Raw genomic sequence first — 24646 nt, forward strand, 5'->3', positions numbered from 1 at the left:
TACTCACTTAAAAGTTGCTTAACCATTGACGACTTTTGCCACGGCACGCTCAAAACGCGCTAGGCCTTCTTTAATGTCTTCATCTGGGATAATTAATGACGGAGCAAAACGCACCACGTTAGCACCAGCTATTAAACACATAAGTTGCTCATCAGCCGAGGCAACTAAAAATTCGCGAGCACGACCCGCAAACTTTTCGTTTAATGCCGCCCCTAACAATAGACCTTGGCCACGTACTTCTGAAAAACACTGATACTGGTTATTAATGGCTTCAAGACCTTCGCGGAATAGCTGCTCTTTGCGTTTAACCCCAGCTAATACTTCTGGTGTATTAACAATATCCAATACTTTTTCTGCTACTGCACAACCTAAAGGGTTACCGCCATAAGTACTGCCGTGAGTACCAATTTTAAGGTGCTTAGCAATTTCTGTAGTCGTTAGCATAGCGCCAATTGGAAAACCGCCACCTAAAGCTTTAGCTGTGGTTAAAATATCCGGCACTACTCCTAAACCCATGTAAGCATAAAGCTCACCAGTACGGCCTATGCCCGATTGAACTTCATCAAAAATAAGTAAGGCGTTGTGTTTGTCACATAAAGCACGCACACCTTTTATAAAATCAGCACTTGGGCTGATGATGCCACCTTCGCCTTGTAGCGGCTCCATCATAACGGCACAAGTGTTGTCGCTAATGATTGCTTCTAAGCTAGCTAAGTCGTTGTAATCAGCATGTTCTATGGCACCTGGCTTAGGACCAAAACCATCTGAATAGGCGGCTTGACCACCCACAGTTACAGTAAAGAAGGTACGACCGTGAAAGCCTTGTTTAAAGCTAATAATTTGGTTTTTTTGTTCGCCGTAGTTATCTAAAGCAAAACGACGGGCTAATTTTAATGCCGCTTCGTTGGCTTCGGCACCAGAGTTAGCAAAGTAAACTTTTTCGCCAAAAGTGGCATCGGTTAATTTTTTGGCTAGGCGTAATGCAGGCTCATTGGTTAACACGTTGCTTAAGTGCCAAAGGGTTTCGCCTTGCTCTTTTAACACTGCCACTAATTCTGGGTGACAATGACCTAATACGTTTACTGCAATGCCGCCAGCAAAGTCGATATATTCTGTGCCTGCTTGGTCCCAAATACGTGAACCTTGGCCTTTCACGGGAATGACCGCTGCTGGGTTGTAATTAGGTACCATTACCTCATTAAATAAGTCGCGAGTTACGTTCATACTATTGCCCCATTTATCTCATTGCTGGCTATAAAAAGAGGCGTAGTATGGCAGAAGCCTAAAGGATTGTCTGTATGCAAAGTACCATTTTTAAAGGGGTTCTCTTAGTTTTGCATGAATAGTGAATAACTATTTAGTCAGTAAAGAATACGGCTTCCACAAGGCTAAGCCTCTTAGCTGGATGCGCAGGCAAATCACCTGTCAACTAACAAAAATTTTAACTTGCATGAATATGCTTAAAAAGTTGTAAATTTTTTAAGCAGACTCTGAGTGAGTTAAGTCTAAAGAGCGCAAATCAGTGGCTTTTAACACTTCTAATGAGCCTTTTGGCATTTTTAAGGTGCGGATAAAATCTTTTGATTGTTCTAGGTCAATTAATTTATGGCTTTTTAACATGCGGTATTGTGCATAGGCTTTGCCTTGTTTAAACACTAAGCCTAGTTCTGATAAGTCTTTGGTCGGAACATTATCGGCATATTCACGCATGGCGTTGGCTATAAACACTCGTTTCATGGCCATTTTTTCAATGAGCTTAGCGCTAATTTGCATGGCGTGTTTATCTATAAGTTGATTGAGAAACTCACCGTCAGGACTGATTTTAGTCAGTGCCGCATGTTCTTCATGCTTTTTGTTCTTTTGTGATTCTATCAAGGCTTCCCTTTGCACAATTTCAAAATGTCTAAAGTACAACCTTGTAATGGCGATTTTACCTAATACATGCAACATACCTAAACAAAACGCATTGTTTGGGTTTACCCCAACCACAGCTGCGAGCTTTTTAGTGGCCATAGCCGTGGCAAGTGCTTCTTCCCAAATTCTTAATTTAATTTGTGGGTAAGGATCAGTGATTTGTGGCAGTGAACGTTTAATTACCAGTGAGGTGATAATAGTGCTTAAATTTTCTAAGCCAAAAAAGTTGAGGGCCACACGCATAGTTTCAACCACTACTACTTTACCTTTGTTATCAACACGCCTGTATTTGGGCTGGTTAACAAAGCGTAATAAATCGTTGAACAACCAAGGTAACTCAGTGGCAATTGGCTCTATTTTTGAAATGGTGGCGGCTTTAACCGAAACTGAGTCGAGTAATTCAGGTAGTGCTTTATCTAAGCCTATGACTTTGGAATATAGGTTTTCTGTGTCTTGTATGGCTTCTTCAACACGTTTGGCCACTTCTACGTTTAACTGAGAGGTAATAGTAGAAAGAAAGTTTAGGTTAGATTTTATGTTCAGATCTTTTTCTTGAATGGCAAGTTTTTCAACACGTAACAGCGAACGAGAAGTTTTACTTTGTTCAATTTCAACCACGCTCATTGCTGGTTTACCGGCATTTTGCACCATCAATTGGGCTGCTTTAGCATCTAAAAATAACGCCTCACAACGTTGTTTAACTAAGCTTTCTATGTTGGTTGAATTACTCATTAATTATCTTTTTCTTGTGTTTTGTTGATCTGATTTAGCACACACAAACAGTGCAGGCACTGTATGTCTTTTTACTACTTAGTTAAGCTTACTTTTTGATTAACTAAGGCTTTTTAGCCAATATTGGAAAAATTATACTACATTTGTTTTGTAATCTGTTATTAACTCAAGCTTTTTACGCGTTATTGGCCGTTTCCTGTAAGAAAATTATCCAATATTTTATGCCCAAACTCGGTCAGCAAGGATTCGGGATGAAACTGCACACCATAAATAGCTAAGCTTTTATGTTCTATGGCCATCACCTCATCTTGAATTAAACCCACTCCATCTTGCTGCCTAGCACTGGGCTGTGTTTGATCACGGCACCATGCGCTAATAGTAAATTCTTTAGGGATAGTGGCTTGATCTAGCACTAATGAGTGGTAACGAGTCGCGGTAAATGGATTTGCTACCCCTTTGAATAAGATCGAATCAGTATGTTCTACAGGGGACGTTTTACCATGTTTTATTTGTTTAGCCCCTATGACTTTAGCACCAAAGGCTTGACCTATTGCTTGATGGCCTAAACACACTCCCAACATAGGGATGCGACCGGCAAAGGTTTTAATGGCGTCTAACGTAATGCCAGCAGAATCTGGTGTACAAGGGCCGGGAGAAAACACCAAAAATTCGGGGTTTAAGGCTTTAATATCAGCGCAGCTAAGTTGATCGTTACGTTTTACTAACACGTCTTGACCTAGCTCGACAAAGTATCGAGCTAGGTTGTGGGTAAATGAGTCATAATTGTCGATCAACAATAACATGGGTAGGAACTGCCTAACTGTTTATGGGCGTTTGACAAATCCTACTGCTTCATAAGCTTTGGCTAAGGTTACAGCTGCGCGTTCACTGGCTTTTTCTGCCCCTTCACGCATAATCCGATTGAGTTCGGTTTGGTCACCACGTAAGGCATGGTACCTTTGTTGAATAGGTTCAATTAAGCTAACAATAGCGTCTGCTACATCACCTTTTAAATGACCGTACATTTTATCTTCATAAGCTGGGACTAATGACTCAATGCTTTGACCTGTTGCACAAGATAACAAACTTAATAAATTTGATACCCCTGGCTTCTCGGCAACATCAAAGTAGATCCTAGCTTGTTCGTCTGAGTCTGTTACCGCACGTTTTATTTTTTTAGCAATCTTTTTAGGATCTTCTAACAAACCAACAAAGTTGTTGCTGTTGTCATCTGACTTAGACATTTTTTTACTTGGCTCTTGCAAGCTCATGACACGGGCGCCAAATTCTGGAATGAAAGGATCAGGAATAGTAAAAGTGTCGCCGTACACATTGTTAAAACGGGTAGCTATATCTCGAGCGAGCTCTAAATGTTGTTTTTGGTCATCACCCACAGGCACTTGATTGGCTTGATAAAGTAAAATATCTGCAGCCATAAGAACAGGATAAGAAAATAAGCCCGCGTTGATGTTAGACACATTTTTGGCTGACTTATCTTTAAATTGGGTCATGCGATTAAGTTCGCCCATTTGGGTATAACAATTCATCAACCAAGCGAGTTGCGCATGTTCAGGCACATGAGATTGCATAAACACCGTACTTTTGGCCGGATCGATTCCGCAGGCAATGTATAAGGCTAAGCCATCTAAACAGGCTTGGTGCAGAGCTTTGGGATCTTGTCTTACGGTAATGGCATGCAAATCCACCAACATGTATAAACATTGGTGATCGTCTTGCATATCAACCCATTGACGAAGAGCGCCCATATAGTTGCCTATGGTTAGTTGTCCGGATGGCTGGCAGCCGCTAAGTACAATTGGTTTTGACATGATGACCTAATATTAAGTTTGTAATCTAAATGAAAAAATAACTAAGTTAGTTGGTTATGGTGTGACCAAAGCTAATTCAGCGCGCATTTTATCAATCACTTCTTGATAATTTGCTTGACCAAATATTGCTGAGCCGGCCACAAACATATCTGCGCCTGCTTCAGCAATGGCGCGAATATTATCGACTTTTACGCCTCCGTCAATTTCTAATCGAATATCCGCCCCAGATTGATCGATTAGCGCACGGGTTTGTTTGAGTTTTTCTAAACTTTGCGGAATAAAAGATTGCCCGCCAAATCCAGGATTAACCGACATTAATAAAATGTGATGCAGTTTGTGCATAACGTGGTCGAGATAATGCAAAGGGGTAGCGGGATTAAACACTAGTCCAGGCTTGCAACCAGAATCAATTATAAGTTGTAGGCTTCTATCTACATGCTGGCTAGCTTCAGGATGAAAGCTAATGTACGAGGCGCCGGCATCGGCAAATTGTTTAACCATGTCATCGACTGGTTGCACCATTAAATGCACATCAATATCGGCGGTGACACCATGTTTGCGTAATGCGCTGCACACCATAGGACCAATAGTTAAGTTAGGAACATAGTGGTTGTCCATCACATCAAAATGTACCACATCTGCACCTGCAGCAAGTACCTTGTCAACTTCTTCGCCTAGTTTACAAAAATCAGCGGAGAGAATAGATGGGGCAATCAAATAAGGTTTCATTTTTATCCTTGCTGGCAAAAGCCGCTACTTTACCGAAAAATTCAAACAGACAAAAGCGTGACGGGTGCACCAATTCAGTCAGCTTGGTCATTTTTGGTGCAAAAAATCTACTACTTGAGCTAATGCAAATAACAGTTTAAATCATTTCTTGTATTTAAAGTGCTTTTAAAACAATGACTTAGTTTGTTTTTGTGAACTTTATTTGCGGCTTGAACAAGTAGGCATTGGAATTGCGTTTAATGCTTCATCAATCGCAAAATAACTATGTTTAAATTTGTCGCAGTTGATTTACCTTTTTTATTATATATATGGAGTATACACATGAAAAAACTAAAATTTGCTGCTTTAGCTGCTTCGTTATTAACCGCTACAGGTGTGAGTCAAAATGCTTTAGCTGAAGGCAGTGTGAGTGCCAACATCGGTTTTGTCTCTCAGTACCATTTCCGTGGTATTCAGCAAACAGCCGGGAGTTCTGCTAGCGCAGGACTAGATTATGAAAACGAAGGTTTTTATATTGGAACCTGGGCAGCCGATGTTGCAGATGGGCTAGAAGTGGATCTTTACGCTGGTTATGGCGTGGAATTAGATAGTGGCATATCGTTAGGTTTAGGTGTAACCACTTATCAGTACACAGGTGACTTTGATTCTGCTTATAACGAAGTTAACTTAAGTGCCGGTTATGGCATCTTTAGTTTAGGTTATAGCCAAGGTAAATGGGATGGGGTAGTAGGCGATGAAGCTGCGACCGAAGGTGATTACTCTATCTTAACTATAACTTTAGAGAAAAATGGTTTTAGCGGTACTTTTGGTACTTATAGCCAAGATGCTGAAGGTGAGTACTTTGAGTTAGGTTATGGTACTGAAATTGGTGGCTTTGACGTTGGTATAGGCGCGGTCTTCAGTGGCTCAGACTTAGACGATGATGAAGCTATGTACTTCTCTATTAGCAAGTCTTTTGACCTTTAATTTGCTAATTAGGCACTTTGCTTATTTACATTTGGGCGCATAGATTGCGCCCTTTTTTGTTGTTTTAAACGACAAGATTACCAAAATATAAGTTAAAGGACAGTTGTTGGTTGTTTTTTAACAGGTATAATGCAACAAATTATGTCAAAAAAGATAAGATTATGAATAGGAAGTCCAAATCATTATTTCGCTTAGTTGGTCTGCCGCTTATGGGCATGGCAACTTTGGCTTTTTTGACTTTGCCATCTAGCTACTCAAGTGGCGTAGACGCATTTTGTAAAGATTTGCCTAGCATTGCTTTAGATAAAAACTTGCCTGTTAGTCATCCCAAAAACAAATGTGCGAGTCAACAAATGCAGGGAGTAAGCTGGTTTTCGTGGGTAGCTGGGCGTTCAAGCTCTTATCAATTTCATTTTATTGATTTATTAGAGTTATTGTCGCGTCCGAGTGAAAGCGTTTCAAATAATCCCACTCAGTCTAAATAATGCTTTTGGTTTATTTAGCCCTGTCTGCTTGATAGAGGGCTAATAGCTCTGCCACTTTTAATCTTTTGCTGCCATTCTGGCTAATAAATCGACTTACTTGTAGTTTATTGATCTTTGCCTCACGATAAATATCCTGGGTAAAAGCCGTGTCGTGATTACTGATCAAAACCGGAATGTCGCGTTCTAAGCCTGCTCTTTGGGCTAAAACGGCTAACTTTATTTGGCTATCTAAAGAAAACCCACCTTTTGCATAACTGTTAAACATGGCGGTTTTACTAATGGGTGCATAGGGAGGATCGCAATAAATCACCGCGCCTTTTCTAGCACGGGCAAACACTTTTTCGAAAGGTTCACAACTAAATGTGGCGTTTTGTGCCTTGCAGGCAAAATGGAATATTTCACGCTCAGGAAAGTAAGGGCCTTTGTAGCGTCCAAATGGCACATTAAATTTTCCACTATTATTGTAGCGACATAAGCCATTGTACCCATGGCGGTTTAAATATAAAAAATACACCGCTCGTTCGTAAACATCGCTACTTTGGTTAAAGGCTTCGCGAATTTCATAATAACGTTTTTCGTCGTTATTGGCGGCCACAAATAGACTGGAGGTGTCTTGCACGTATCGAGTGACATCGCTTTTGACAATATTGTATAAATTAATCAGATCTGGATTGATATCGTTGAGCAGGTAGCTTTTAAAGTCAGTATTAAGAAATACCGAGCCTGCACCAACAAAAGGTTCAATCAGCTTACGACCAGCAGGTAACTTAGCGTTAATATCTTCTATAAGGCTGTATTTGCCGCCAGCCCATTTAAGAAAGGCTCGATTCTTTTTGTTTTTATATACAACCAATGTTTTAACCAAATTACCGCCACAAATTATCAAACCGAATTGTAACGGCACTGAGTGCAAACAACAATTGGCTTAAGAGCTTGTTAGGCGTATTTCTTGTTTTACTTGTTGCACGCTTTTTACAAAAGGCGTATTTCTGCGCAACTCTTCGTTTAAAGTTTGCATTGAGAGCCGGGCTTGTTGATTTGACTCAAAACTTGGTTTGGCAACCAGCACAAACCAATCACCGCCATAGCGTTGAGTTTTATACAGCCAAACTTGTTGGTTCACCTCAGGGTTTTGTAAGAACTCCCTTACTATAAATTCATTCGACATGGCGGCAATTTGTATTACATAGTGCGTTTCTGGCAAATTAAGCATAATTTGATTGTCTGGGTTTTGCAGCCTAGCAGCTGGGTTAGGGGCCAGCTCAGTTGGCACTTCAATTGGCAACTCAGCCATATCTGGCGTAACAGTAACAGCTTGAACTTGAGGTAAAGGTTGATATTCATCCACTACAGCATAATCAGTGGTGTTTGTGGCCTGAGCTTGGCTGTTTGTTAAAGGTTCTGAGTTGCTAGGTATCATTTCGGCGTCACTGATACTGCTTGCTGGGGCTTGCGGGTTGTGATTGGCAACTTTAACCCTAGCTTGTGGGTTTGTAGCCTTTGCCTGAAGTATAGCTTCGGCTTTTTTAGCTAAATTGTCACGGGCCGATTGCCAATCTGTGACTAATCCATGGGCTTGAGTCGCTTCTGTGTTAGTTGTTGTCAGAGTGTTGATTGTCAAATCCGCGGGAAGCATGACTGCTTCAGCGGACGTAGCGCTTAAATCATTTGACTCTACAATGGGCGCAGCTAATTGAGTCGCTATTGCGGGTTGAGTTTGCTCTGTACTGGCTTCGCTGAGTATTGCAGGGTTAAGTTCCTGTATAAGTTGCTTGAGTTTGTCTGGGTATTGCCAGCTAATGAGCCCGGCAAATAACACTAAAAAGGTTAAGCCTAACAAAACCCACACCCACCATGTTTTTAGCGGTGAAAAAGCCTTGCGCTCTGTTTGCTGGCGCGCTTGTAAACGTTGAGCGAACTTTTGCCTTTTGTCGTGCAAAAGGGCGTCCAGCTCTGAGTGGTTGTTGTCACTAAAATGCGGTTGAATATTGGCAGTATTGAGTAAAATGGGTTGCTCTTTAGAGCGGCTGCCAAGGGCATCTTTTATTTGTTGTGCCCAGTGCGACTCTCCTACCAATAAAATATTTATTTGTAATTGGTTTTTGGCAAAGCGACTTTGTAAAACTAACTCCCAAAGCTCTTTCACCAGTCTATTGGGTAATTTATCAGCTTGAAAAATGGCGATGACTACTGGATTTTGATGTTGGTTAAGTTCGGCTAATAACTGATTGAGTGGGCGGTTGAAGTCGTTAAATTGGGTCTTACCTAAAAGTTGTTTAGATAACTTTTCACGATAGCTCACCAATGGCATGAGTTCGTTAGCTGTGAGTAAGGCTAAGTCTGTCTGCTCACTTTGATTCGACAAAAACTCTTCAATAACTTGTGATGGCTTAGGTATTTTGTCACTACAAATTAATACCATCTGCGAAGAATAGCTAAATAAATAGTCAAGTCGATCGTTAATTTCTGATGCTGCCATCGCTTCTTACCTAGTTAAAGTCATGTAACTTGCGCCTAATTGCGCGTTGCATTAGCTAAGAAAGAATGGCGTGTAAGATATCTTCAGATATATCCTTAGTGACAACCGCTTTGCCTATACCTTGAGGGATAACAAAGTGCAATTGTCCGGCCTGTACTTTTTTGTCATGACGCATATGTTGCATAAAATGCGAATATTGCATCTGACTCGGTGCCGTAATAGGCAAGTCAAAAGCCGCAATTAACGATTCAATACGACTGAATTCTGACGCTTCAAGCCATTTTTTCTTAATTGCAACTTTAGAGGCAAGAACCATGCCTGTCGCAACAGCTTCTCCATGTAACCAATTGCCATAGCCTTGTTCTGCTTCAATGGCATGACCAAAAGTATGGCCTAGGTTAAGTATGGCTCTAAGCCCAGACTCGCGTTCATCTATGGCGACAACTTCTGCTTTAATTTCGCAGCAACGGGCAATCATGTAGTTTAGGGCTTGAGGATCTTGTTGTTTTATTGCTGCTTGATTGTGTTCAAGCCAACTAAAAAATTCGGCATCATAAATAATCCCGTATTTGATCACTTCGGCCATGCCCGCCGCAAACTCTCTTGGGGGCAAAGTACTTAAGCTGGTGGTATCAATAAAAACGGCCTGGGGTTGATAAAAGGCCCCTATCATATTTTTGCCTAAAGCATGGTTAACCGCAGTTTTACCCCCTACCGAAGAGTCAACTTGCGACAATAGGGTGGTAGGAATTTGAATAAAGGGCATGCCACGTTGAAAACAGGCGGCAACAAAACCGGTTAAATCACCTATTACGCCACCACCTAATGCTATCAAGGTGGTATCGCGGCTAGCAGACATTTCTAATAATTTAGAAATCACCAGTTCAAAACTTTGCAAATTTTTGTGTTGTTCACCGTCTGGCAGCACTATTTTACTAACCTGATAACCAGCCAGTGCCTGGTTAAGGGTATGAAAATACAAAGGTTCAACGACTTGGTTGGTAATCACTACTACTTTATTTGACTTGATATGCCTAGTCAGTAATTCAGGAGTGGCAAAGATGTTGGTTTGAATCATTATTGGGTAGCTACGTTCACCCAGCTCAACTGTTAGTGTGGTCATATGTAGCTATCCCTTTTAATGATTAGGCGAGGAATTACAAGCCTATTTTATTGATAATTTGATTGGCCACAGCACGAGCACTTTGATCGTCTGTATCTACAATATAATCAGCCGCATCTTCGTATAAAGGGTTACGTTCTTCTGCAAGACTACGTAATACTTTTTCTGGATCGTCTTGCTGTAGCAATGGACGACGCTTATCACGCTGAGTACGTGCTACTTGTTTGTCTATAGTAGTTTGTAAATACACTACTATGCCGCGGGCAGATAAGCGGTTTCTTACATTTTTACTGACTACAGAGCCGCCACCTGTGGCTAATACTATGCCTTGCTTATCGGTTAAATCGTTGATGACATTTTCTTCACGCAAACGAAAGCCTTCTTCGCCTTCTAGGTCAAATATCCACGCGATATCTGCGCCAGAGCGTTTCTCGATCTCTTGATCTGAGTCGTAGAATTCTAAATGAAGTTCTTCTGCAAGGTGCCTACCAATAGTGCTTTTACCAGCACCCATTGGGCCTATAAGGAATATATTACGTTTTTCAGCCATTTTTGCTTATTTCACAACTATGTTTAAGGGGTAGAAAAGTATTGTTCGGCTACCCTTTTATGGATTAACCAGACCTCGTCGAAAATTTCGAGGCGGGGATTATCTCAGTTTTACAGTGAAATTTGCAAGCTTTGTGAAACTTAACCTGCATGAATAATGAAAAAACCACTAAAACCTAAGGTTAAGTGGTTTTTTCAAGGCTAACATTTGCTAGTTTTAACGTTTTTCAAACTTGTCTACCATAATCTTTGGCGTCACAAAGATCAGCAGTTCGCGTTTCTCTAAAATCTCTGAAGAATTTTTGAATAAGTTTCCTACCACAGGTAAGTCACCTAGCAAGGGTACTTTACGTACATCGTTAGATGAAGATTGTTGGAAAATTCCCCCTAATACTATGGTTTCACCATTTTCCACTAATACCTGCGTGCTAATTTCTTGGGTATCTATGGCGACAGCGTCACCAGTAGAAGTAGACACTGTGTCACCACGGGTATCTTGGGTAACCACTAAATCTAAAATAATACGATTATCTGGTGTAATGTGCGGCGTAACTTTTAAACTTAATACCGCTTTTTTGAATTCTACAGAGGTTGCCCCACTAGAAGTGGCTTCTACATAAGGAATTTCTGTACCTTGTTCAATGTAGGCTTCGTGTTGGTTGGCCACGGTAATACGTGGACTGGCTATCACTTCGCCTTTATTCTCAGACTCTAAAGCCGAAAGTTCCATGTCGATTATGGTGCCATCTAACAATCTTGCGATTTGAACGCCAATACGACCCGCAGGATTGGCCACAGGCAAGGCCACGTTTAAGCGATCAGAAATTGAAGGCACTTGACCACCAGACAAGCTATCTGCACCATTTAGTGAGCCTGACACTGCGCCATTGTTTATGGTATTGCTTAGTCCCCACTGCACACCTAAAGCTTCACTAGCATTGTCTCTTACCGTCACCATGCGCGACTCAATCAGAACTTGTTTAATTGGAATATCTAAGGCCGTAACTAAGGCTTTGGCTTCGTCTATTGAAGCTTGGGTATCGCGCAATAGTAAAGTGTTAGTTCGTTCGTCAACAGCCACACTACCTCTAGGGGTTAAAATGCTGTTTTGGTCGCCTTTTAAAATTGCCGCTAATTCGTGAGCTTTGGCGTAATTAATTTGAATGTTAGTAGAAACCAACGGAGCTAATTCTGCCACTTGCTGTTTAGATTGCAGTTGTTGGGTTTCTCTGGCAGTTAACTCTTCAGTTGGGGCAATTAACAAAATATTACCTTCAAGACGTTTATCTAAGCCTTTAATTTTTAAAATCATGTCTAAGGCTTGATCCCAAGGCACACCAGATAAGCTAATAGTGACATTGCCTGTCACAGTATCTGTGGTAACTAAGTTAAAACCATTCACCTGGGCAATAATTTGTAAAACTTGTCGAACTGGCACGTCTTGGAAATCCAGAGATATTGGCTCTCCAGTAAAGTTGTTTTGCTCTTCAACAGGTGTATCTTTAGTGCGTTTTTGAATGCTAATACTTAAACTGTTATTGCTTTTTTGGTGGCTAAAAGTGACTTTGCCTTCAAGTGCAAATTCTACTCTGGCTTGCTGCTCGTCTTGGAAAGTTTCGATTTGCTGAACAGGGGTAGCAAAATCCATTACGTCTAGTTTAAATAATTGATCATCTGCTAATTTAGTTTTTAGCAAAACTAAGCTTAAGGTGTCGGCCCTTTCACTTAATTGCAATTGAAAATTATTGTTATCAAAGGTTAGGGTGGCTTTGGCGCCCCCGTTTGGTAAACGATTAAAAGTAAGGTCGGTTAATTCAGATTGAAAATAACTCTCAACCTGAGGGGTGGGGTCGACTAAGACAGGGGCTTGGTTTTGTTGACCAAATGACTTAAAAGCCAATCCAGTGCTAACAATAGCTGCAATCCAATACCAAGCTCGGTTGCTTCGATTTAACTTCTTGTTAAAAATAAAACGTTCAGACATTATCTTCTCCTGCCTTCGAAAGCATGGTGAGTGTGGCTTGCTTTTTCTGCCAGCAGCCAGCACCATCGGGCAGCATTTCAGTAAAAGAAACTGTGCCATCTTGAATAGAATCGATTTTCCCAAAAAACAATCCTAGGTAATCGCCAATTGTTGCTTTAAATAAGCTACCAGTATTTGACTGGATAAGTGCCCATTTTTTTCCGTTTGATTGAAACATGCCTGTCACAGACAATGCATCAATACCAAATTTTTCTAACGGTTGTTTAGTGCGGTTAAAATCTGGTTGTGCACAGTTAGGTTGAGCTGCTAACTTCACTTCTACCCCAGTATTTCTAGGGCGTTGAAAGGGGCTACGTAAAGTATCGGCCGAATAAACAAATGTGGCCTTTCTCGTAAACTCTGGGTATGGCTCAATATTGACATTAGTGTTTTGTTTAACTTCAGCTATAAACACCTGCAAATCGTCAACTTTGGGTTCGCAACTACTTAATAAAGCCACGGCTAACACAAGGTTTAAATATTTCATTGTGTTTGCTCCTTAGTCTGTGCCTCTTGTTCATTTGAGGTACGGTAGGTTTTAGCTTGCACTTTTAATTTAAGTGTATTGGCTTCCTGAGTAACAGCAAAATCGTGAACTGTAACTATACGTGGTAATCCCGCTATTTCAGAGGCAAATTGGCCAAAGTTGTGGTAACCACCTGATACTTCCATTTCTATAGGTAATTCTGAATAAAACTCTTTAGGCACTTCTTTTTGCCAATTAAGTAATCTAAAGGTTAAGCCCGCAGAGGTACCCACTAAGGTGATGTCGTCTAATAAACCTGGGGTTTCATTACTAGTAGGCAAAGACTTTAACATCGAAGAAAAATCTTTTTGTAATCTAGCTAATTGCTCTTCATATGCGGCTAAGTTAACAGCTATGCGGTATTTTCCTTGATAAGTTTGTTTTAAGCTTTGTTCTTTATTTTGCGCCTCTTCTAAAATCGGCAGTTTGGCTTGAACCAAAAAATAATAGCCACCCACTAAACTTAAAATGACCACAAATACTGCCACCAAAGTTTTAACTTCGAAGGGCCATATGGCCACTTGCTCAAAATCTAAATCGTTGACTTCTTTTAGTTTGTTGATATCAAATTTCACTTGGCTGGCTCCACATTAACGGCGGAAAAGTCAGGCGCAACGCTAGGGTTGATACTGAATGTCAGTTTAAAGTCACTGACCGCTTCTAAGGCTGAGGTATCAGCTTTAATAGAAGACAGTTCACCATGACTAAAGACTGTGGATTCTTGTAACTGACGCATAAAATCTGCCAATCGGTTATTTGATTCACTAATGCCTAAAATTTCAATACGGTTACCTTTGCGAGTAAAGCTTTTAAAAGACAATCCTGGTGGCACTAACCTAGCCAATTCATCTAAAACAATAGGAACCGCATTACGGCTAGATTCAAGTTGTTCAATTAAGGCCATTTTTTGTTCTATTGCTTGTTTGTCTTTTTTAATGTCTTTAATTTTTTCGATTTGTTGATCAAGTATGGCGGTTTGTTGAACAATAAAGTTATTTCTAAAGTTCTGATTTTCAGTCATTTTATCTAGAATATGACCTACACCAAACATTAAGCCTAAAGAGCCTAAAGCTAATAAGGCTAGTAAGGTTAAATATTGCTTTTTTTGCTCTGCTCTTTGACTTTCACGCCATGGCAGTAAGTTTATATGTGCCATGTTTGAAAACTCCTACTGGCTAATCCAGCCGCTATTATGAGTTGCGATGAAACTTTGCTGACTTGTGCTTGATCGCAGCCCTCGGCAATGTCCATTGAAGAGAATGGATTAAATACTTGCACATTCATATCAAGGTCGGCAGACAAGTCTTCGGGTATGGAACTTACATGGCCAGCACCACCACAAATTAACAGCGAGCTGGGTCTAGCTTGGCCCGTTGCGCTTATATACATTTGCAAAGCTTTGTTGATGTTTTGTTGGAGGTTAGCTAAAAACATGGGGTAGGAATCTTGCTTCCAAGTTTCGGGCAAAGTGCCATCATTTAATTGTTGTTCTATTTGTACACGGTCTTGGCTGTACAACATAGTTAAATCTTGGATTAAGGCGTCCATACCAAAGTTATGATCTTTGGTATAGATCACTTGGCCATTTTTAACTGCACATATTTGTAGGTGGCTTGCCCCTATATTTATGCAGCATACTGTTTGGTCTTCTTCTACTGGATGAAATGCCGCAACCGCTGCACCTAAAGCATAACCCTCAACATCTACTATTTTTGCTTCGTAACCTTCTTCGCCTAATAACATGATCCTACGATCTACAAATTCTCTATGTACCGAGCTTAATAAAACTTGCACTTTATTGTTGTTGGTTAAGCTATCGGGAATTTCCTCAAAATCTATATAGACTTCGTTAAGAGGGTAAGGAATTAAGCTGTCAGCTTCTAATTCGATTTGGGTTTCCAGTTCATGATCACTTTGCCCAGGCTCCATATACACTATTTTGTTTAGCACTGTAGAGCCCGCAACTGCAATGGCTACTTGTTTAGTTTTATTCTTTAAGGCTAACTTAACTTTTTTAAGCGCATGACTTACAGCTTCAAAGTCTTTAATGTCGCGCTCAACAAAGGCGTTACCCAAAATTGGCTCACAGGCATAAGCTTGTAAGCTATATTTTTCGCCAGATTTTTCCAGAACCACCGCTTTGATAAAGCGAGTTCCTATATCTAGACCAATCATTTTTTGGGCTTTAGGGCCGAATAAATTTTTCAATTTTTAAACATCCGATTGCATAAAATGAATTTCACAACAGCATTATTACGTATTTTTTTGGTTTTTATGGTTCTAATAACTGTACATAGGTATAAAATGTAGAACATTTATAGGAAGTTGCCGTGGTATTATCAGTCCGTGAAGTTACTTAAACCCGCATTAATAGCCGTTTGCGTCTCAATTGTTGTTGGCCTAATCGTCATTTTAGGTACGTATTTTTATATCAAGTCAGACCTACCTAGTGTCGACGTGTTAAAAGACGTGCGCCTACAAACCCCTATGCGCATTTATACCCAAGACGGCAAACTTATCTCTCAATACGGTGTCAAACGCCGTATTCCGCTTACCTTAGAGCAAATTCCTAAGCAATTGCAACAAGCCATTATTGCTACAGAAGACAGTCGCTTCTATGAGCATCCTGGTATAGATCCTATCGGCATGATGCGCGCTTTTGTTAATTTAGTTGTAACAGGCGAAAAAGGTCAGGGCGGCAGTACCTTAACTATGCAATTGGCACGGGGCTTTTTCTTATCTAGAGAAAAACATTACATTCGTAAAGTGCGTGAAATTATTTTGGCATGGCATATAGAACAATTACTCAGCAAACAAGAAATCTTAGAATTATATTTAAACAAAGTTGAACTTGGTCATCGTGCTTTTGGCTTTGGAGCGGCAGCACAGGTTTATTATGGTAAAGCTATCGATGAGCTTAGTTTGGCGCAAATCGCGACATTAGCCGGCCTACCTCAAGCCCCCTCAGTGTTAAATCCTATTAGTCGTCCTGAGCGTTCGGTTGCACGTAGGCGTATTGTGTTATTACGTATGTTAGACGAAGGCTACATTAGCCAACAAGAATTTGAAGAGGCCGCCAATGCCCCAGTGACCGCCAAAAAGTATGGGGCTGAAATTGAACTCGATGCACCTTATTTAGCCGATATTATTTATAATGAAATGATTGAGTTGTATGGCAAAGAAGAAGCGGAAACAGGCGGTTATCAAATTTATGCCACTGCTAGCTCAGATTTACAAGCTGCAGCGCAAAAAGCCGTACGCAGAAACTTACATGACTATGATGAACGTCATGGTTACCACGGTCCCTTAGCGCAACTCTGGCAAGCAGAGGGTCAGCCAGACGCAAACCTTACCAGTGAAGACGGCACTGATTTAACTCAGGCCTGGCGCGAAGAGCAAATGTTTGAATATTTACAAAATGTGCAAACCTTTGAGTCTATGTATCCGGCCATAGTGGTCAAAGTGAATGAAAAAGACATCATTATTTTTAACCATCAAGGCAAATACAGCATCATAGATTGGGACGGGCTCGACTGGGCTAGGCCTTTTATTAATGATGCTAAACAAGGACCAGATCCGAAAACGGCCAGTGACATACTACAAGAAGGGGCAGTGATCTTAGTTCGTCAAAGAGACGACGACCTGCATTGGCAATTAGCGCAATTCCCCCAAGCTAGTAGTGCTTTTGTGGCGCTTGACCCTAACAATGGCGCAGTACAGGCAGTAGTTGGGGGCTATAGTTTTTATCAAAGCCAATTTAACCGTGCAACTCAAGCTAAAAGGCAAGTGGGCTCTAACATTAAACCCTTTGTGTATTCGGCGGCTTTAGAACATGGTTATACCTTAGCCAGCGTCATTAATGACGCCCCTATTACCCAGTGGCAATCTGGCTCGGGCAATGCTTGGCGCCCCGAAAATTCACCAGCAGAATACGATGGACCCATTCGTATGCGTGTAGCATTAAGTAAGTCTAAAAACGTGGTGTCAGTACGTTTGCTTCGAGCTGTGGGTTTAGAAAATGTGGCCGACTACCTTACCCGTTTTGGATTTGATAAAAGTGACATCCCGCTAGATGAAACCTTGTCCTTGGGCTCGGGCTCGCATACGCCTTTAGAAGTGGCCACTGCTATGGCTGTGATTGCCAATGGTGGATTTTTAATTAGGCCGCACTTTATTCAAAGAGTAGAAAACGAAATGGGCGAACTTCTGTGGGAAGCTAACCCTGTGTATGCCTGCGACCCTTGCATAGACACCCCCAAACAGCCTGAAACCAATACTGATCCGAACGACATAGAAGCCTTATTAGCGGCTGAATTTGGTGTGGAACCCGCCAGTAGTGCACAACAAACGGCTAAAACTCTACCTTCTGCACCAAGAGTGATTAGTGCAGAAAATGCCTTTTTAGTGGCAGAAATGATGCGCTCTGCAGTGCAAATTAATGGCCATTGGGATAATAGAGGCACTGGCTGGCGTACCGCACTTTTATTAGATAGAAAAGATTTAGCAGGTAAAACCGGTACCACCAACGATGTACGAGATACTTGGTTTAGTGGTTTTACCCCAGATTTAGTGGCGACGGCTTGGGTGGGGTTTGATGATAACAATCGTAGATTAGGCCGAACAACACGCAATCAAAACTTGGTGAATAAAAATCCAACTAAATTCAACTATATTGGTAATGCCTTGATTGGTAGTGAAGCGGGAGCTTTAGCCGCGCAACCTGCTTGGATCCGCTTTATGCAACATGCTTTAAAGGATAAGCCAGAGCATTTATTGCCCATGCCCACCGACTTATTAACGGTGCGAATTGATAAAGGTACAGGCAAGTTGACTAACAGAACAGATAGAACCTCAATGTTTGAGTACTTTATTCAGGGCACCCAACCACAAGTATTTGTGGACGAAGCTGAAATTATAGAGCCAGCTGAACAAGGTGAAAAAAGTAAAAAACAGCTAGAAGATATATTTTAATTACAGCTTATAGGCTTTAATTAACAGATTTAATATGCACAAACACACATTCTAAGGACCACTAGGTAATGACAGACACCAACAATAAGAAAGCTCTTTATATTCCTCACGCAGGGCCTTCTTTGTTAGAAACGCCTTTGCTAAATAAGGGCAGTGCCTTTACTTCAGATGAACGTAAAGCCTTTAACTTAACTGGGCTGATACCTCCTCGATACGAATCCATTGATGAGCAAGTGGAACGCGCGTACATGCAGTATTCCAGCTTTGCTGAGCCTATTAATAAACATATCTATTTACGTGCAATTCAAGACAATAACGAAACCTTGTATTACCGTTTGGTAAAAGAGCATATTGATGAAATGATGCCCATTATCTATACCCCTACGGTAGGGGATGCATGTGAGCAATTTTCAGATATTTATCGTAGTTCCCGTGGATTATTTATTAGTTATTCTGAACGTCATCAAATGGATGACATTTTGCGCAATGCCACCAAACGTAAAGTAAAAGTCATAGTAGTGACAGACGGCGAGCGTATTTTAGGCTTAGGTGACCAAGGTATAGGTGGTATGGGCATTCCTATTGGTAAATTGTCTCTGTATACCGCTTGTGGGGGGATTAGCCCTGCTTACACTTTGCCTGTGATGTTAGATGTAGGTACCAATAACGAAAAACTATTGGCTGATCCTATGTATATGGGGGCGCGCCACAAACGTATAGGCCAAGCCGAATACGACGAGTTTGTGGATATGTTTATTCAAGCTGTGGGGCGCCGCTGGCCAGAAGTGATGTTACAGTTTGAAGACTTTGCTCAGCCAAATGCAATGCCGTTATTAGAGCGTTATCGCGATAAAATTTGCTGCTTTAATGATGATATTCAAGGTACTGCGGCGGTGGCTGTTGGCACTATAATGGCTGCGTGTAAAAGTAAAAACTGTAAATTGTCTGAACAAAAAGTGGTGTTTGTTGGGGCAGGTTCGGCCGGTTGTGGTATAGCCGAACAGATCATTCAACAAATGTGCAGCGAAGGTATATCTGATGCCCAAGCTCGTAGCCAAGTGTTTATGGTAGACCGCTTTGGCCTTCTAACTGAAGGCATGACAGGTTTACGCGACTTTCAGCAAAAGTTGGTTCAATCTAAACAAGCTCTTGAAGACTGGTCGTTTAGTGGCGAGTTTGCTGCTTTGTTAGATGTAGTTAATTGTGCCAAGCCAGATATTTTGATTGGGGTATCGGGTCAAGCTGGGTTGTTTACTGAACAAGTTGTGCGCAGCATGAAACAACATTGTGATTTGCCTATTATTTTCCCTCTTAGTAATCCATCGCGCCAAGTTGAAGCTACTCCTGAGCAAGTGATTGAATGGACAGAAGGGCAAGTTATTATTGCCACTGGTAGTCCGTTTAAACCTGTTCAATATCAAGGAAAAAGCTATCCTATTGCCCAGTGTAACAATAGTTATATTTTCCCTGGCATAGGTTTAGGGGTGATTGCAGCTAAGGCCAGCTTAATTAGCGATGAAATGTTAATGGCGGCCAGTGCGGCTCTTGCTAATGCTTCGCCTTTAGCTACCCAAGGTCAAGGTGAACTCTTGCCAGCTTTAGTTGATATAGCAGCCTTAAGTAAAAAGATTGCCTTTGACGTGGCTAAAGTTGCTATGCAACAAGGTTTGGCGTTAGAAGTAACAGATGAGATGTTACAAGCGAAAATTGACGCCAACTTTTGGATGCCAGAATATCGCCCGTATAAACGTGTAAGTATCTAAAGCCTGACTAAGCCCAGAGATAATAGTGTTTATCTCTGGGCATTGTTTTGGCTAGATGATTATTTTAGTTGGTCTAATCCCTCCCATTCGGTTTAATTTTTAGTAAGTAACTTATGCTCAGTTTTGCCACTCTCGCGCTTTTTATTCCCACCATGTTTTTTATTTCCATCACCCCAGGTATGTGTATGACCTTGGCCATGACATTAGGCTTAAAAATAGGCCTTAGACGTACCATGTGGATGATGTTGGGAGAAGTATGCGGGGTGGCTATCGTGGCCATTTCTGCAGTATTAGGGGTGGCGAGTATCATGCTAAATTATCCAGCCCTCTTTACTTGGCTTAAATGGTTAGGTGGGGCCTATTTAATTTATTTGGGCGGTAAAATGTTTTTCAGCCACACCCAGCTAGCCTTAAATAATCAAGCAGAGCTTCATTTAAGTCGTCTTACTTTAATGACGCAAGGCTTTGTTACGGCTATAGCTAATCCTAAGGGCTGGGCATTTATGTTGTCGATTTTACCGCCTTTTATTCAGGTTGATCAGCCTATAGGTTGGCAGCTGTTTAGCTTAGTGTTAATTATTATGCTGAGTGAATTTGTGAGCATGATGATCTATGCCACTGGTGGTAAAGGCTTAAAATCTTTACTCAATAGAAATAACAATATTAAGTGGATGAATGGCATTTCGGGAAGTTTATTAATCGCTGTGGGAATTTGGTTGGCCTTGAGCTAAATGATTTAGTCATTTTTTGGTTTTTTCTGTTTATTTGGTGTAGGTTTTCATAAGACTACATTTTATGCCTTTATTCCTAGAGGTATATAGCCAAGTTTTAGAGGGAAACTATGAATAAACGCCTAAAGTTATTGTTCAGTTTTATAGCAGTTTTCAGCAGTATTTCACCTACGCATGCTGAAGACGATAAAATCATTGCCTTTACTGGCGCAACTATCCTTCCCATAACCAGTGCTCCTATTAAAAGCGGCACTATTATTATCAAAAACGCTAAAATTCTTGCCTTAGGGACCGATATTGATATCCCGGCAAATGCCACTGTGATAGATGCTACAGGCAAAGTCATTATGCCAGGTATAGTTGATACCCATAGTCATGTTGGTGCTTCTGGCGATACGAATGAGCGTTCAAAAAAGCTGAATCCTGAATTACGGATTTTGGACAGTTTTAATCCTTCAGATCCCAAAATACGGGTAGCCCTAGCTGGTGGTATTACTACAGTCAATGTGATGCCAGGAAGTGGCAATGTAATAGGTGGTCAAACTATTTACATTAAACTTAAAGGTGACACTGTTGATGAAATGTTAGTACCTGGCAGTATTGGCGGTATGAAGTTTGCCAATGGCACTAACCCTAAAGGTGATAAGGCTCCTAATACCCGTATGGCCACAGCTGCTATGGCCAGAGAAGCTTTTTATCAAGCTAAGTCATATATTGAAAAGAAAAATGCGGCCGAAAAAAATCGTAAAAAAGATGCCCCAGATTTTGACCTTGGTAAAGAAGCCATGGCAGAAGTTCTTGCAGGCAAACGTATCTTGCATTTTCACTCACACCGTATGGATGATATTGCCACTGTACTAAGGCTTAAAAAAGAATTTGGTTTTCGTTTGGTCATTCAGCACGGCACTGAAAGTTATAAGCTGGCTAAAATGCTAGCTAACTTAGATGATGTGTATGTTTCGCATATTTTAATTGATAGTCATGGTGGTAAACACGAAACCATGGAATTACGTATTGATGGTGCGGCTATTTTAGAAAAAGCCGGAGTACCACTTGCCTTACATAGTGATGATGGTGTTATCGATAGCCGTTTCCTTATTCGCACAGCTGGGCTTGCCATGCGTGGAGGTTTATCTCGAGAAGGGGCACTTAAATCGCTTACTATCAACGGAGCTTACATGTTGGATTTAGCCGACCTAGTTGGCTCGCTAGAAGCTGGCAAAGATGCCGACTTGGCGATTTTTGATGGTGATCCCTTGTCGTTATATTCGAATGTACTAGAAACTTGGATTAATGGTGAAAAAGTGTATGACCGCAGCAACCCTAAAGATCGTCTGTATGCCACAGGGGGCTATCGAATAGCCGACCGTTATCTTGAACTTACAGAAGGCGAATAATCATGACTTTAGTTAACAATATTATTGGCCTGTGTTTGTTTGTTTCAAGCGTGGCCGTTGCCGCTTCGGATACCTTATATATTCAGGCCAAAACCCTTTACACCAGCAGTGACAAGGGAGTGATGAACAACGCCACTATTGTGGTCAAAGATGGAAAAATACATCAAGTTGCTAGCAAAATTAAGCTGCCAACTAATGCGGATGTGATTGAAGCTGATGTGGTAACACCAGGTTTTATTGATAGCCATACTATGGTTGGGGTAAACGGCGCCTTTAATATTTCATCTGATCAAGATGCTTTTGAAAAGGTCGATAATATGGGCGCTGAGTACCGTATTTTGGATAGCTTTAATCCCAATGAGACCTTAATTAAGCATGCTCGTAAATTTGGTGTGACTACTATTCACGTTACACCTCAGCCCGCTGCCCCAGTAGGAGGCGTGAGTGCTATTTTTAAGACTGCCGGCAATACGGCTGATGAAATGGCTTTGCGCACCGAGGCTGCCATGATGTTTAATTTAGGTGAGGCGCCTAAAAACTATTTTAAAAGTAGCGGTGGTCCCACAACCCGAATGGCCACGGCGGCGTTAATTCGTGAGTCGTTATACAAAGCCAAAGCTTGGTCAAAGAAAGATAAAAACAAACGTAAGCCTGACCTGGCCATGCAAGCTTTAGCCAAAGTATTATCGGGTGAAATTGAGGCTATCTTTACGGCTCATTCAGAACACGACATTTCCACAGCTTTGCGTATAGCTAAAGAGTTTAAGTTAAAGCCTATTATTAACTATGGCACTGAAGGTTACTTAATGCGCCATATCTTAAGGGCGGCTGGAGCAACAATAATAACCGCCCCAACCATGCAACGAAGCTCACCAGGTGAAAAACAAAACGCTTCACTTGAAGCTGCTCGTTTTTACCATGCTGCTAACATTCCATTTGTGTTTTCTAGCGGTTATGAAGGTTATGTACCTAAAACCCGAGTATTGCTTTGGGAAATGGCCATAGCAGTGGCAAACGGACTAGATAAACAAAGCGCCATTAAAGCCGCTACCAGCACACCGGCGAAACTCTGGGGCTTAAGCAAAAATATTGGCTCTATTGAAAAAGGTAAAGACGCTGATTTGGTGCTTTACCAAGGCGATCCCTTTGAATACACCAGCAAAGTGACAGGGGTGTACATTAAGGGCCAAAGAGTTAGCGAAGGCGGCTAATAAAAGCGCAATAACACAAGCTTTTAGTGGCTAGATTCTTTTTGTCTTGCTTGGTTAAGTATAGTTTCAAGCTCTGGTTTTATGGGCATGACCTTAAAAGGGCTGACGTTACTGCCGCCTGTATTGCCTTTGGGCACTAAACCAAAAGGGGTTTTAGTGGCCGCGCCTATAATGCGGGTTATTTGTCCTAAGGCTTCTTTAACATCGCCCTGATTAAGTGCCCACTGCAGCATTAACCAATGGATTTTAGTATGCAGTCTTGTAGAGCCTTGAGCTAATACATGTGCGGTTTCTAAATGACTAAACTGTTCGGCATATTGATGCTTATTGGCAGCTAAACTAGCTAGCGCTAATTCATGCTCAACATAGGGTTTGATAGTCTGATAAAAGCGGGATTTCAAGTTCGACCTATTGCTCTTATAAAAATGGAATTTAGGCTACTTAGATTGCAAGCTTTTAGCTGATTTAGCAATTAATTTAATAAAGTTAGTTTGCTTATTTCACCTTAGTCAATTGCGCGTTATGGTATCTGCTGTGAAACAAAATGCGAGTTAACTTTTACCTTGGATAGCGCTAATTTATGACTTTTGAATTGCTTTTTGGCTTAATTTTATTTGCACTGGCTTCGTCTATTACCCCAGGGCCAAACAACCTAATGCTAATGACATCTGGAGTGAACTTTGGTTTTAAACTCACCTTGCCACATATCTTGGGAGTGTCTTTAGGTTTTGTGCTAATGTCGATTTTGGTGGGCTTGGGCATAATGCAATTATTTGATGCCTATCCTATTAGCTATCCGATTTTACGGGTGGTTAGTGTTGTTTATATGCTGTACTTAGCCTTTAAAATTGCCACTTCAAGTCGTGCTATCGACAGTCAAGGTCACAAGGCTAAACCCTTTACCTTTATGCAGGCAGTACTCTTTCAGTGGGTTAATCCCAAAGCCTGGACCATGGCCTTAACCACTATCAGTGTGTATGCCCCGAATAAAGATCTGGTGTCTGTGATTATGGTGTCGGTAATATTTGGTCTAGTTAATTTTCCCTGTGTGTCTGGCTGGGCGTCTTTAGGCACAAAAATCAAACGCCTGTTAAATCAAGCCAACCATTTAAAAATATTTAATATCAGCATGGCACTGTTATTAGTCTTGTCTTTGTACCCCATACTTTTTAGTTAGAATTTAAAAATTGCCCAATAAAAAACCCGCCTAAGCGGGTT

At 41.1% G+C, this 24646-nt stretch carries 23 protein-coding genes; 8 read left to right on the forward strand and 15 right to left on the reverse strand.

Annotation, left to right across the window (positions count from 1 at the left end; genetic code table 11):
* Positions 1–18: 18 nt before the first annotated feature.
* The 5 genes from ACVCDT_RS13785 to rpe all read right to left on the reverse strand — a co-directional run bounded on the left by ACVCDT_RS13785 (position 19) and on the right by rpe (position 5204).
* On the reverse strand, positions 19–1224 hold the full coding sequence (locus ACVCDT_RS13785; protein WP_447133370.1) for an aspartate aminotransferase family protein: 1206 nt from the start codon (positions 1222–1224) through the stop codon (positions 19–21).
* 255 nt (positions 1225–1479) lie between these two features.
* Positions 1480–2646 (reverse strand): HDOD domain-containing protein, encoded by a 1167-nt coding sequence (locus tag ACVCDT_RS13790; RefSeq protein WP_447133371.1) that lies wholly within the window; start codon positions 2644–2646, stop codon positions 1480–1482.
* 182 nt (positions 2647–2828) lie between these two features.
* Entirely contained in the window at positions 2829–3449 is a 621-nt protein-coding gene (locus tag ACVCDT_RS13795) for an anthranilate synthase component II (RefSeq protein ID WP_447133372.1), read from the reverse strand.
* 21 nt (positions 3450–3470) lie between these two features.
* On the reverse strand, positions 3471–4475 hold the full coding sequence (trpS, locus tag ACVCDT_RS13800) for a tryptophan--tRNA ligase (protein WP_447133373.1): 1005 nt from the start codon (positions 4473–4475) through the stop codon (positions 3471–3473).
* Between the two features lie 54 nt (positions 4476–4529).
* Positions 4530–5204: a ribulose-phosphate 3-epimerase gene (rpe, locus tag ACVCDT_RS13805; RefSeq protein WP_447133374.1), complete on the reverse strand. Its 675-nt coding sequence runs from the start codon at positions 5202–5204 to the stop codon at positions 4530–4532.
* 321 nt (positions 5205–5525) lie between these two features.
* On the opposite strand from rpe, the gene ACVCDT_RS13810 reads away from it, so the two are divergent.
* Complete coding sequence (locus tag ACVCDT_RS13810) at positions 5526–6170, forward strand: TorF family putative porin (protein WP_447133375.1); 645 nt, start codon at positions 5526–5528, stop codon at positions 6168–6170.
* 161 nt (positions 6171–6331) lie between these two features.
* Positions 6332–6655 carry a hypothetical protein gene (locus ACVCDT_RS13815; protein ID WP_447133376.1) on the forward strand — a complete coding sequence of 108 codons (324 nt, stop codon included), beginning with the start codon at positions 6332–6334 and terminating at the stop codon, positions 6653–6655.
* 10 nt (positions 6656–6665) lie between these two features.
* Here the strand turns inward: ACVCDT_RS13815 and ACVCDT_RS13820 are convergent, their stop codons facing one another.
* The 9 genes from ACVCDT_RS13820 to pilM all read right to left on the reverse strand — a co-directional run bounded on the left by ACVCDT_RS13820 (position 6666) and on the right by pilM (position 15563).
* Positions 6666–7520: a Dam family site-specific DNA-(adenine-N6)-methyltransferase gene (locus ACVCDT_RS13820; protein ID WP_447133377.1), complete on the reverse strand. Its 855-nt coding sequence runs from the start codon at positions 7518–7520 to the stop codon at positions 6666–6668.
* Between the two features lie 60 nt (positions 7521–7580).
* Positions 7581–9134, reverse strand: coding sequence for an SPOR domain-containing protein (locus ACVCDT_RS13825; RefSeq protein ID WP_447133378.1), 1554 nt, complete (start codon positions 9132–9134; stop codon positions 7581–7583).
* Positions 9135–9189: 55 nt separating this feature from the next.
* On the reverse strand, positions 9190–10257 hold the full coding sequence (gene aroB / locus ACVCDT_RS13830) for a 3-dehydroquinate synthase (protein ID WP_447133379.1): 1068 nt from the start codon (positions 10255–10257) through the stop codon (positions 9190–9192).
* A 34-nt stretch (positions 10258–10291) separates the two neighbouring features.
* Positions 10292–10807: a shikimate kinase AroK gene (aroK, locus tag ACVCDT_RS13835; protein WP_447133380.1), complete on the reverse strand. Its 516-nt coding sequence runs from the start codon at positions 10805–10807 to the stop codon at positions 10292–10294.
* 216 nt (positions 10808–11023) lie between these two features.
* Positions 11024–12790 (reverse strand): type IV pilus secretin PilQ, encoded by a 1767-nt coding sequence (locus ACVCDT_RS13840; protein WP_447133381.1) that lies wholly within the window; start codon positions 12788–12790, stop codon positions 11024–11026.
* A complete protein-coding gene (locus ACVCDT_RS13845; RefSeq protein WP_447133382.1) occupies positions 12783–13316 on the reverse strand; it encodes a pilus assembly protein PilP in 534 nt (177 codons plus the stop codon). Before ACVCDT_RS13845 ends, ACVCDT_RS13840 begins: the two co-directional genes overlap by 8 nt.
* A complete protein-coding gene (locus ACVCDT_RS13850) occupies positions 13313–13930 on the reverse strand; it encodes a type IV pilus inner membrane component PilO (protein WP_447133383.1) in 618 nt (205 codons plus the stop codon). The genes ACVCDT_RS13845 and ACVCDT_RS13850 overlap by 4 nt, the downstream gene beginning before the upstream one ends.
* Positions 13927–14511 carry a PilN domain-containing protein gene (locus ACVCDT_RS13855; RefSeq protein WP_447133384.1) on the reverse strand — a complete coding sequence of 195 codons (585 nt, stop codon included), beginning with the start codon at positions 14509–14511 and terminating at the stop codon, positions 13927–13929. The genes ACVCDT_RS13850 and ACVCDT_RS13855 overlap by 4 nt, the downstream gene beginning before the upstream one ends.
* Positions 14499–15563 carry a type IV pilus biogenesis protein PilM gene (gene pilM, locus ACVCDT_RS13860; RefSeq protein ID WP_447133385.1) on the reverse strand — a complete coding sequence of 355 codons (1065 nt, stop codon included), beginning with the start codon at positions 15561–15563 and terminating at the stop codon, positions 14499–14501. The genes ACVCDT_RS13855 and pilM overlap by 13 nt, the downstream gene beginning before the upstream one ends.
* 138 nt (positions 15564–15701) lie before the next feature.
* Between pilM and ACVCDT_RS13865 the strand changes: the two genes are divergently transcribed.
* The 5 genes from ACVCDT_RS13865 (at position 15702) to ACVCDT_RS13885 (ending at position 23428) form a co-directional block, all read left to right on the forward strand.
* Positions 15702–18326, forward strand: coding sequence for a penicillin-binding protein 1A (locus ACVCDT_RS13865; protein ID WP_447133386.1), 2625 nt, complete (start codon positions 15702–15704; stop codon positions 18324–18326).
* 68 nt (positions 18327–18394) lie between these two features.
* Positions 18395–20089, forward strand: coding sequence for an NAD-dependent malic enzyme (locus tag ACVCDT_RS13870; protein WP_447133387.1), 1695 nt, complete (start codon positions 18395–18397; stop codon positions 20087–20089).
* A gap of 113 nt (positions 20090–20202) precedes the next feature.
* A complete protein-coding gene (locus tag ACVCDT_RS13875; protein ID WP_447133388.1) occupies positions 20203–20820 on the forward strand; it encodes a LysE family translocator in 618 nt (205 codons plus the stop codon).
* A 110-nt stretch (positions 20821–20930) separates the two neighbouring features.
* Positions 20931–22217 carry an amidohydrolase gene (locus ACVCDT_RS13880; protein ID WP_447133389.1) on the forward strand — a complete coding sequence of 429 codons (1287 nt, stop codon included), beginning with the start codon at positions 20931–20933 and terminating at the stop codon, positions 22215–22217.
* A 2-nt stretch (positions 22218–22219) separates the two neighbouring features.
* On the forward strand, positions 22220–23428 hold the full coding sequence (locus ACVCDT_RS13885) for an amidohydrolase family protein (protein ID WP_447133390.1): 1209 nt from the start codon (positions 22220–22222) through the stop codon (positions 23426–23428).
* 23 nt (positions 23429–23451) lie between these two features.
* On the opposite strand, the gene ACVCDT_RS13890 is transcribed toward ACVCDT_RS13885, so the two are convergent.
* Positions 23452–23829, reverse strand: coding sequence for a DUF3703 domain-containing protein (locus ACVCDT_RS13890; RefSeq protein ID WP_447133391.1), 378 nt, complete (start codon positions 23827–23829; stop codon positions 23452–23454).
* Positions 23830–24008: 179 nt separating this feature from the next.
* Between ACVCDT_RS13890 and ACVCDT_RS13895 the strand changes: the two genes are divergently transcribed.
* Positions 24009–24605 carry a LysE family translocator gene (locus tag ACVCDT_RS13895; protein WP_447133392.1) on the forward strand — a complete coding sequence of 199 codons (597 nt, stop codon included), beginning with the start codon at positions 24009–24011 and terminating at the stop codon, positions 24603–24605.
* Positions 24606–24646: the final 41 nt, after the last annotated feature.

The sequence above is a fragment of the Paraglaciecola aestuariivivens genome (genome assembly GCF_052983255.1).

Excerpts from the sequence above, each read along its gene's own strand:
- trpS (WP_447133373.1), bottom strand. The coding sequence starts at position 4,475 with ATGTCAAAACCAATTGTACTTAGCGGCTGCCAGCCATCCGGACAACTA.
- rpe (WP_447133374.1), bottom strand. The coding sequence starts at position 5,204 with ATGAAACCTTATTTGATTGCCCCATCTATTCTCTCCGCTGATTTTTGT.
- ACVCDT_RS13810 (WP_447133375.1), top strand. The coding sequence starts at position 5,526 with ATGAAAAAACTAAAATTTGCTGCTTTAGCTGCTTCGTTATTAACCGCT.
- ACVCDT_RS13840 (WP_447133381.1), bottom strand. The coding sequence starts at position 12,790 with ATGTCTGAACGTTTTATTTTTAACAAGAAGTTAAATCGAAGCAACCGA.
- ACVCDT_RS13870 (WP_447133387.1), top strand. The coding sequence starts at position 18,395 with ATGACAGACACCAACAATAAGAAAGCTCTTTATATTCCTCACGCAGGG.
- ACVCDT_RS13795 (WP_447133372.1), bottom strand. The coding sequence starts at position 3,449 with ATGTTATTGTTGATCGACAATTATGACTCATTTACCCACAACCTAGCT.
- ACVCDT_RS13875 (WP_447133388.1), top strand. The coding sequence starts at position 20,203 with ATGCTCAGTTTTGCCACTCTCGCGCTTTTTATTCCCACCATGTTTTTT.
- ACVCDT_RS13880 (WP_447133389.1), top strand. The coding sequence starts at position 20,931 with ATGAATAAACGCCTAAAGTTATTGTTCAGTTTTATAGCAGTTTTCAGC.
- ACVCDT_RS13885 (WP_447133390.1), top strand. The coding sequence starts at position 22,220 with ATGACTTTAGTTAACAATATTATTGGCCTGTGTTTGTTTGTTTCAAGC.
- ACVCDT_RS13815 (WP_447133376.1), top strand. The coding sequence starts at position 6,332 with ATGAATAGGAAGTCCAAATCATTATTTCGCTTAGTTGGTCTGCCGCTT.
- ACVCDT_RS13855 (WP_447133384.1), bottom strand. The coding sequence starts at position 14,511 with ATGGCACATATAAACTTACTGCCATGGCGTGAAAGTCAAAGAGCAGAG.
- ACVCDT_RS13825 (WP_447133378.1), bottom strand. The coding sequence starts at position 9,134 with ATGGCAGCATCAGAAATTAACGATCGACTTGACTATTTATTTAGCTAT.
- ACVCDT_RS13845 (WP_447133382.1), bottom strand. The coding sequence starts at position 13,316 with ATGAAATATTTAAACCTTGTGTTAGCCGTGGCTTTATTAAGTAGTTGC.
- ACVCDT_RS13790 (WP_447133371.1), bottom strand. The coding sequence starts at position 2,646 with ATGAGTAATTCAACCAACATAGAAAGCTTAGTTAAACAACGTTGTGAG.
- ACVCDT_RS13895 (WP_447133392.1), top strand. The coding sequence starts at position 24,009 with ATGACTTTTGAATTGCTTTTTGGCTTAATTTTATTTGCACTGGCTTCG.
- aroK (WP_447133380.1), bottom strand. The coding sequence starts at position 10,807 with ATGGCTGAAAAACGTAATATATTCCTTATAGGCCCAATGGGTGCTGGT.
- aroB (WP_447133379.1), bottom strand. The coding sequence starts at position 10,257 with ATGACCACACTAACAGTTGAGCTGGGTGAACGTAGCTACCCAATAATG.
- ACVCDT_RS13785 (WP_447133370.1), bottom strand. The coding sequence starts at position 1,224 with ATGAACGTAACTCGCGACTTATTTAATGAGGTAATGGTACCTAATTAC.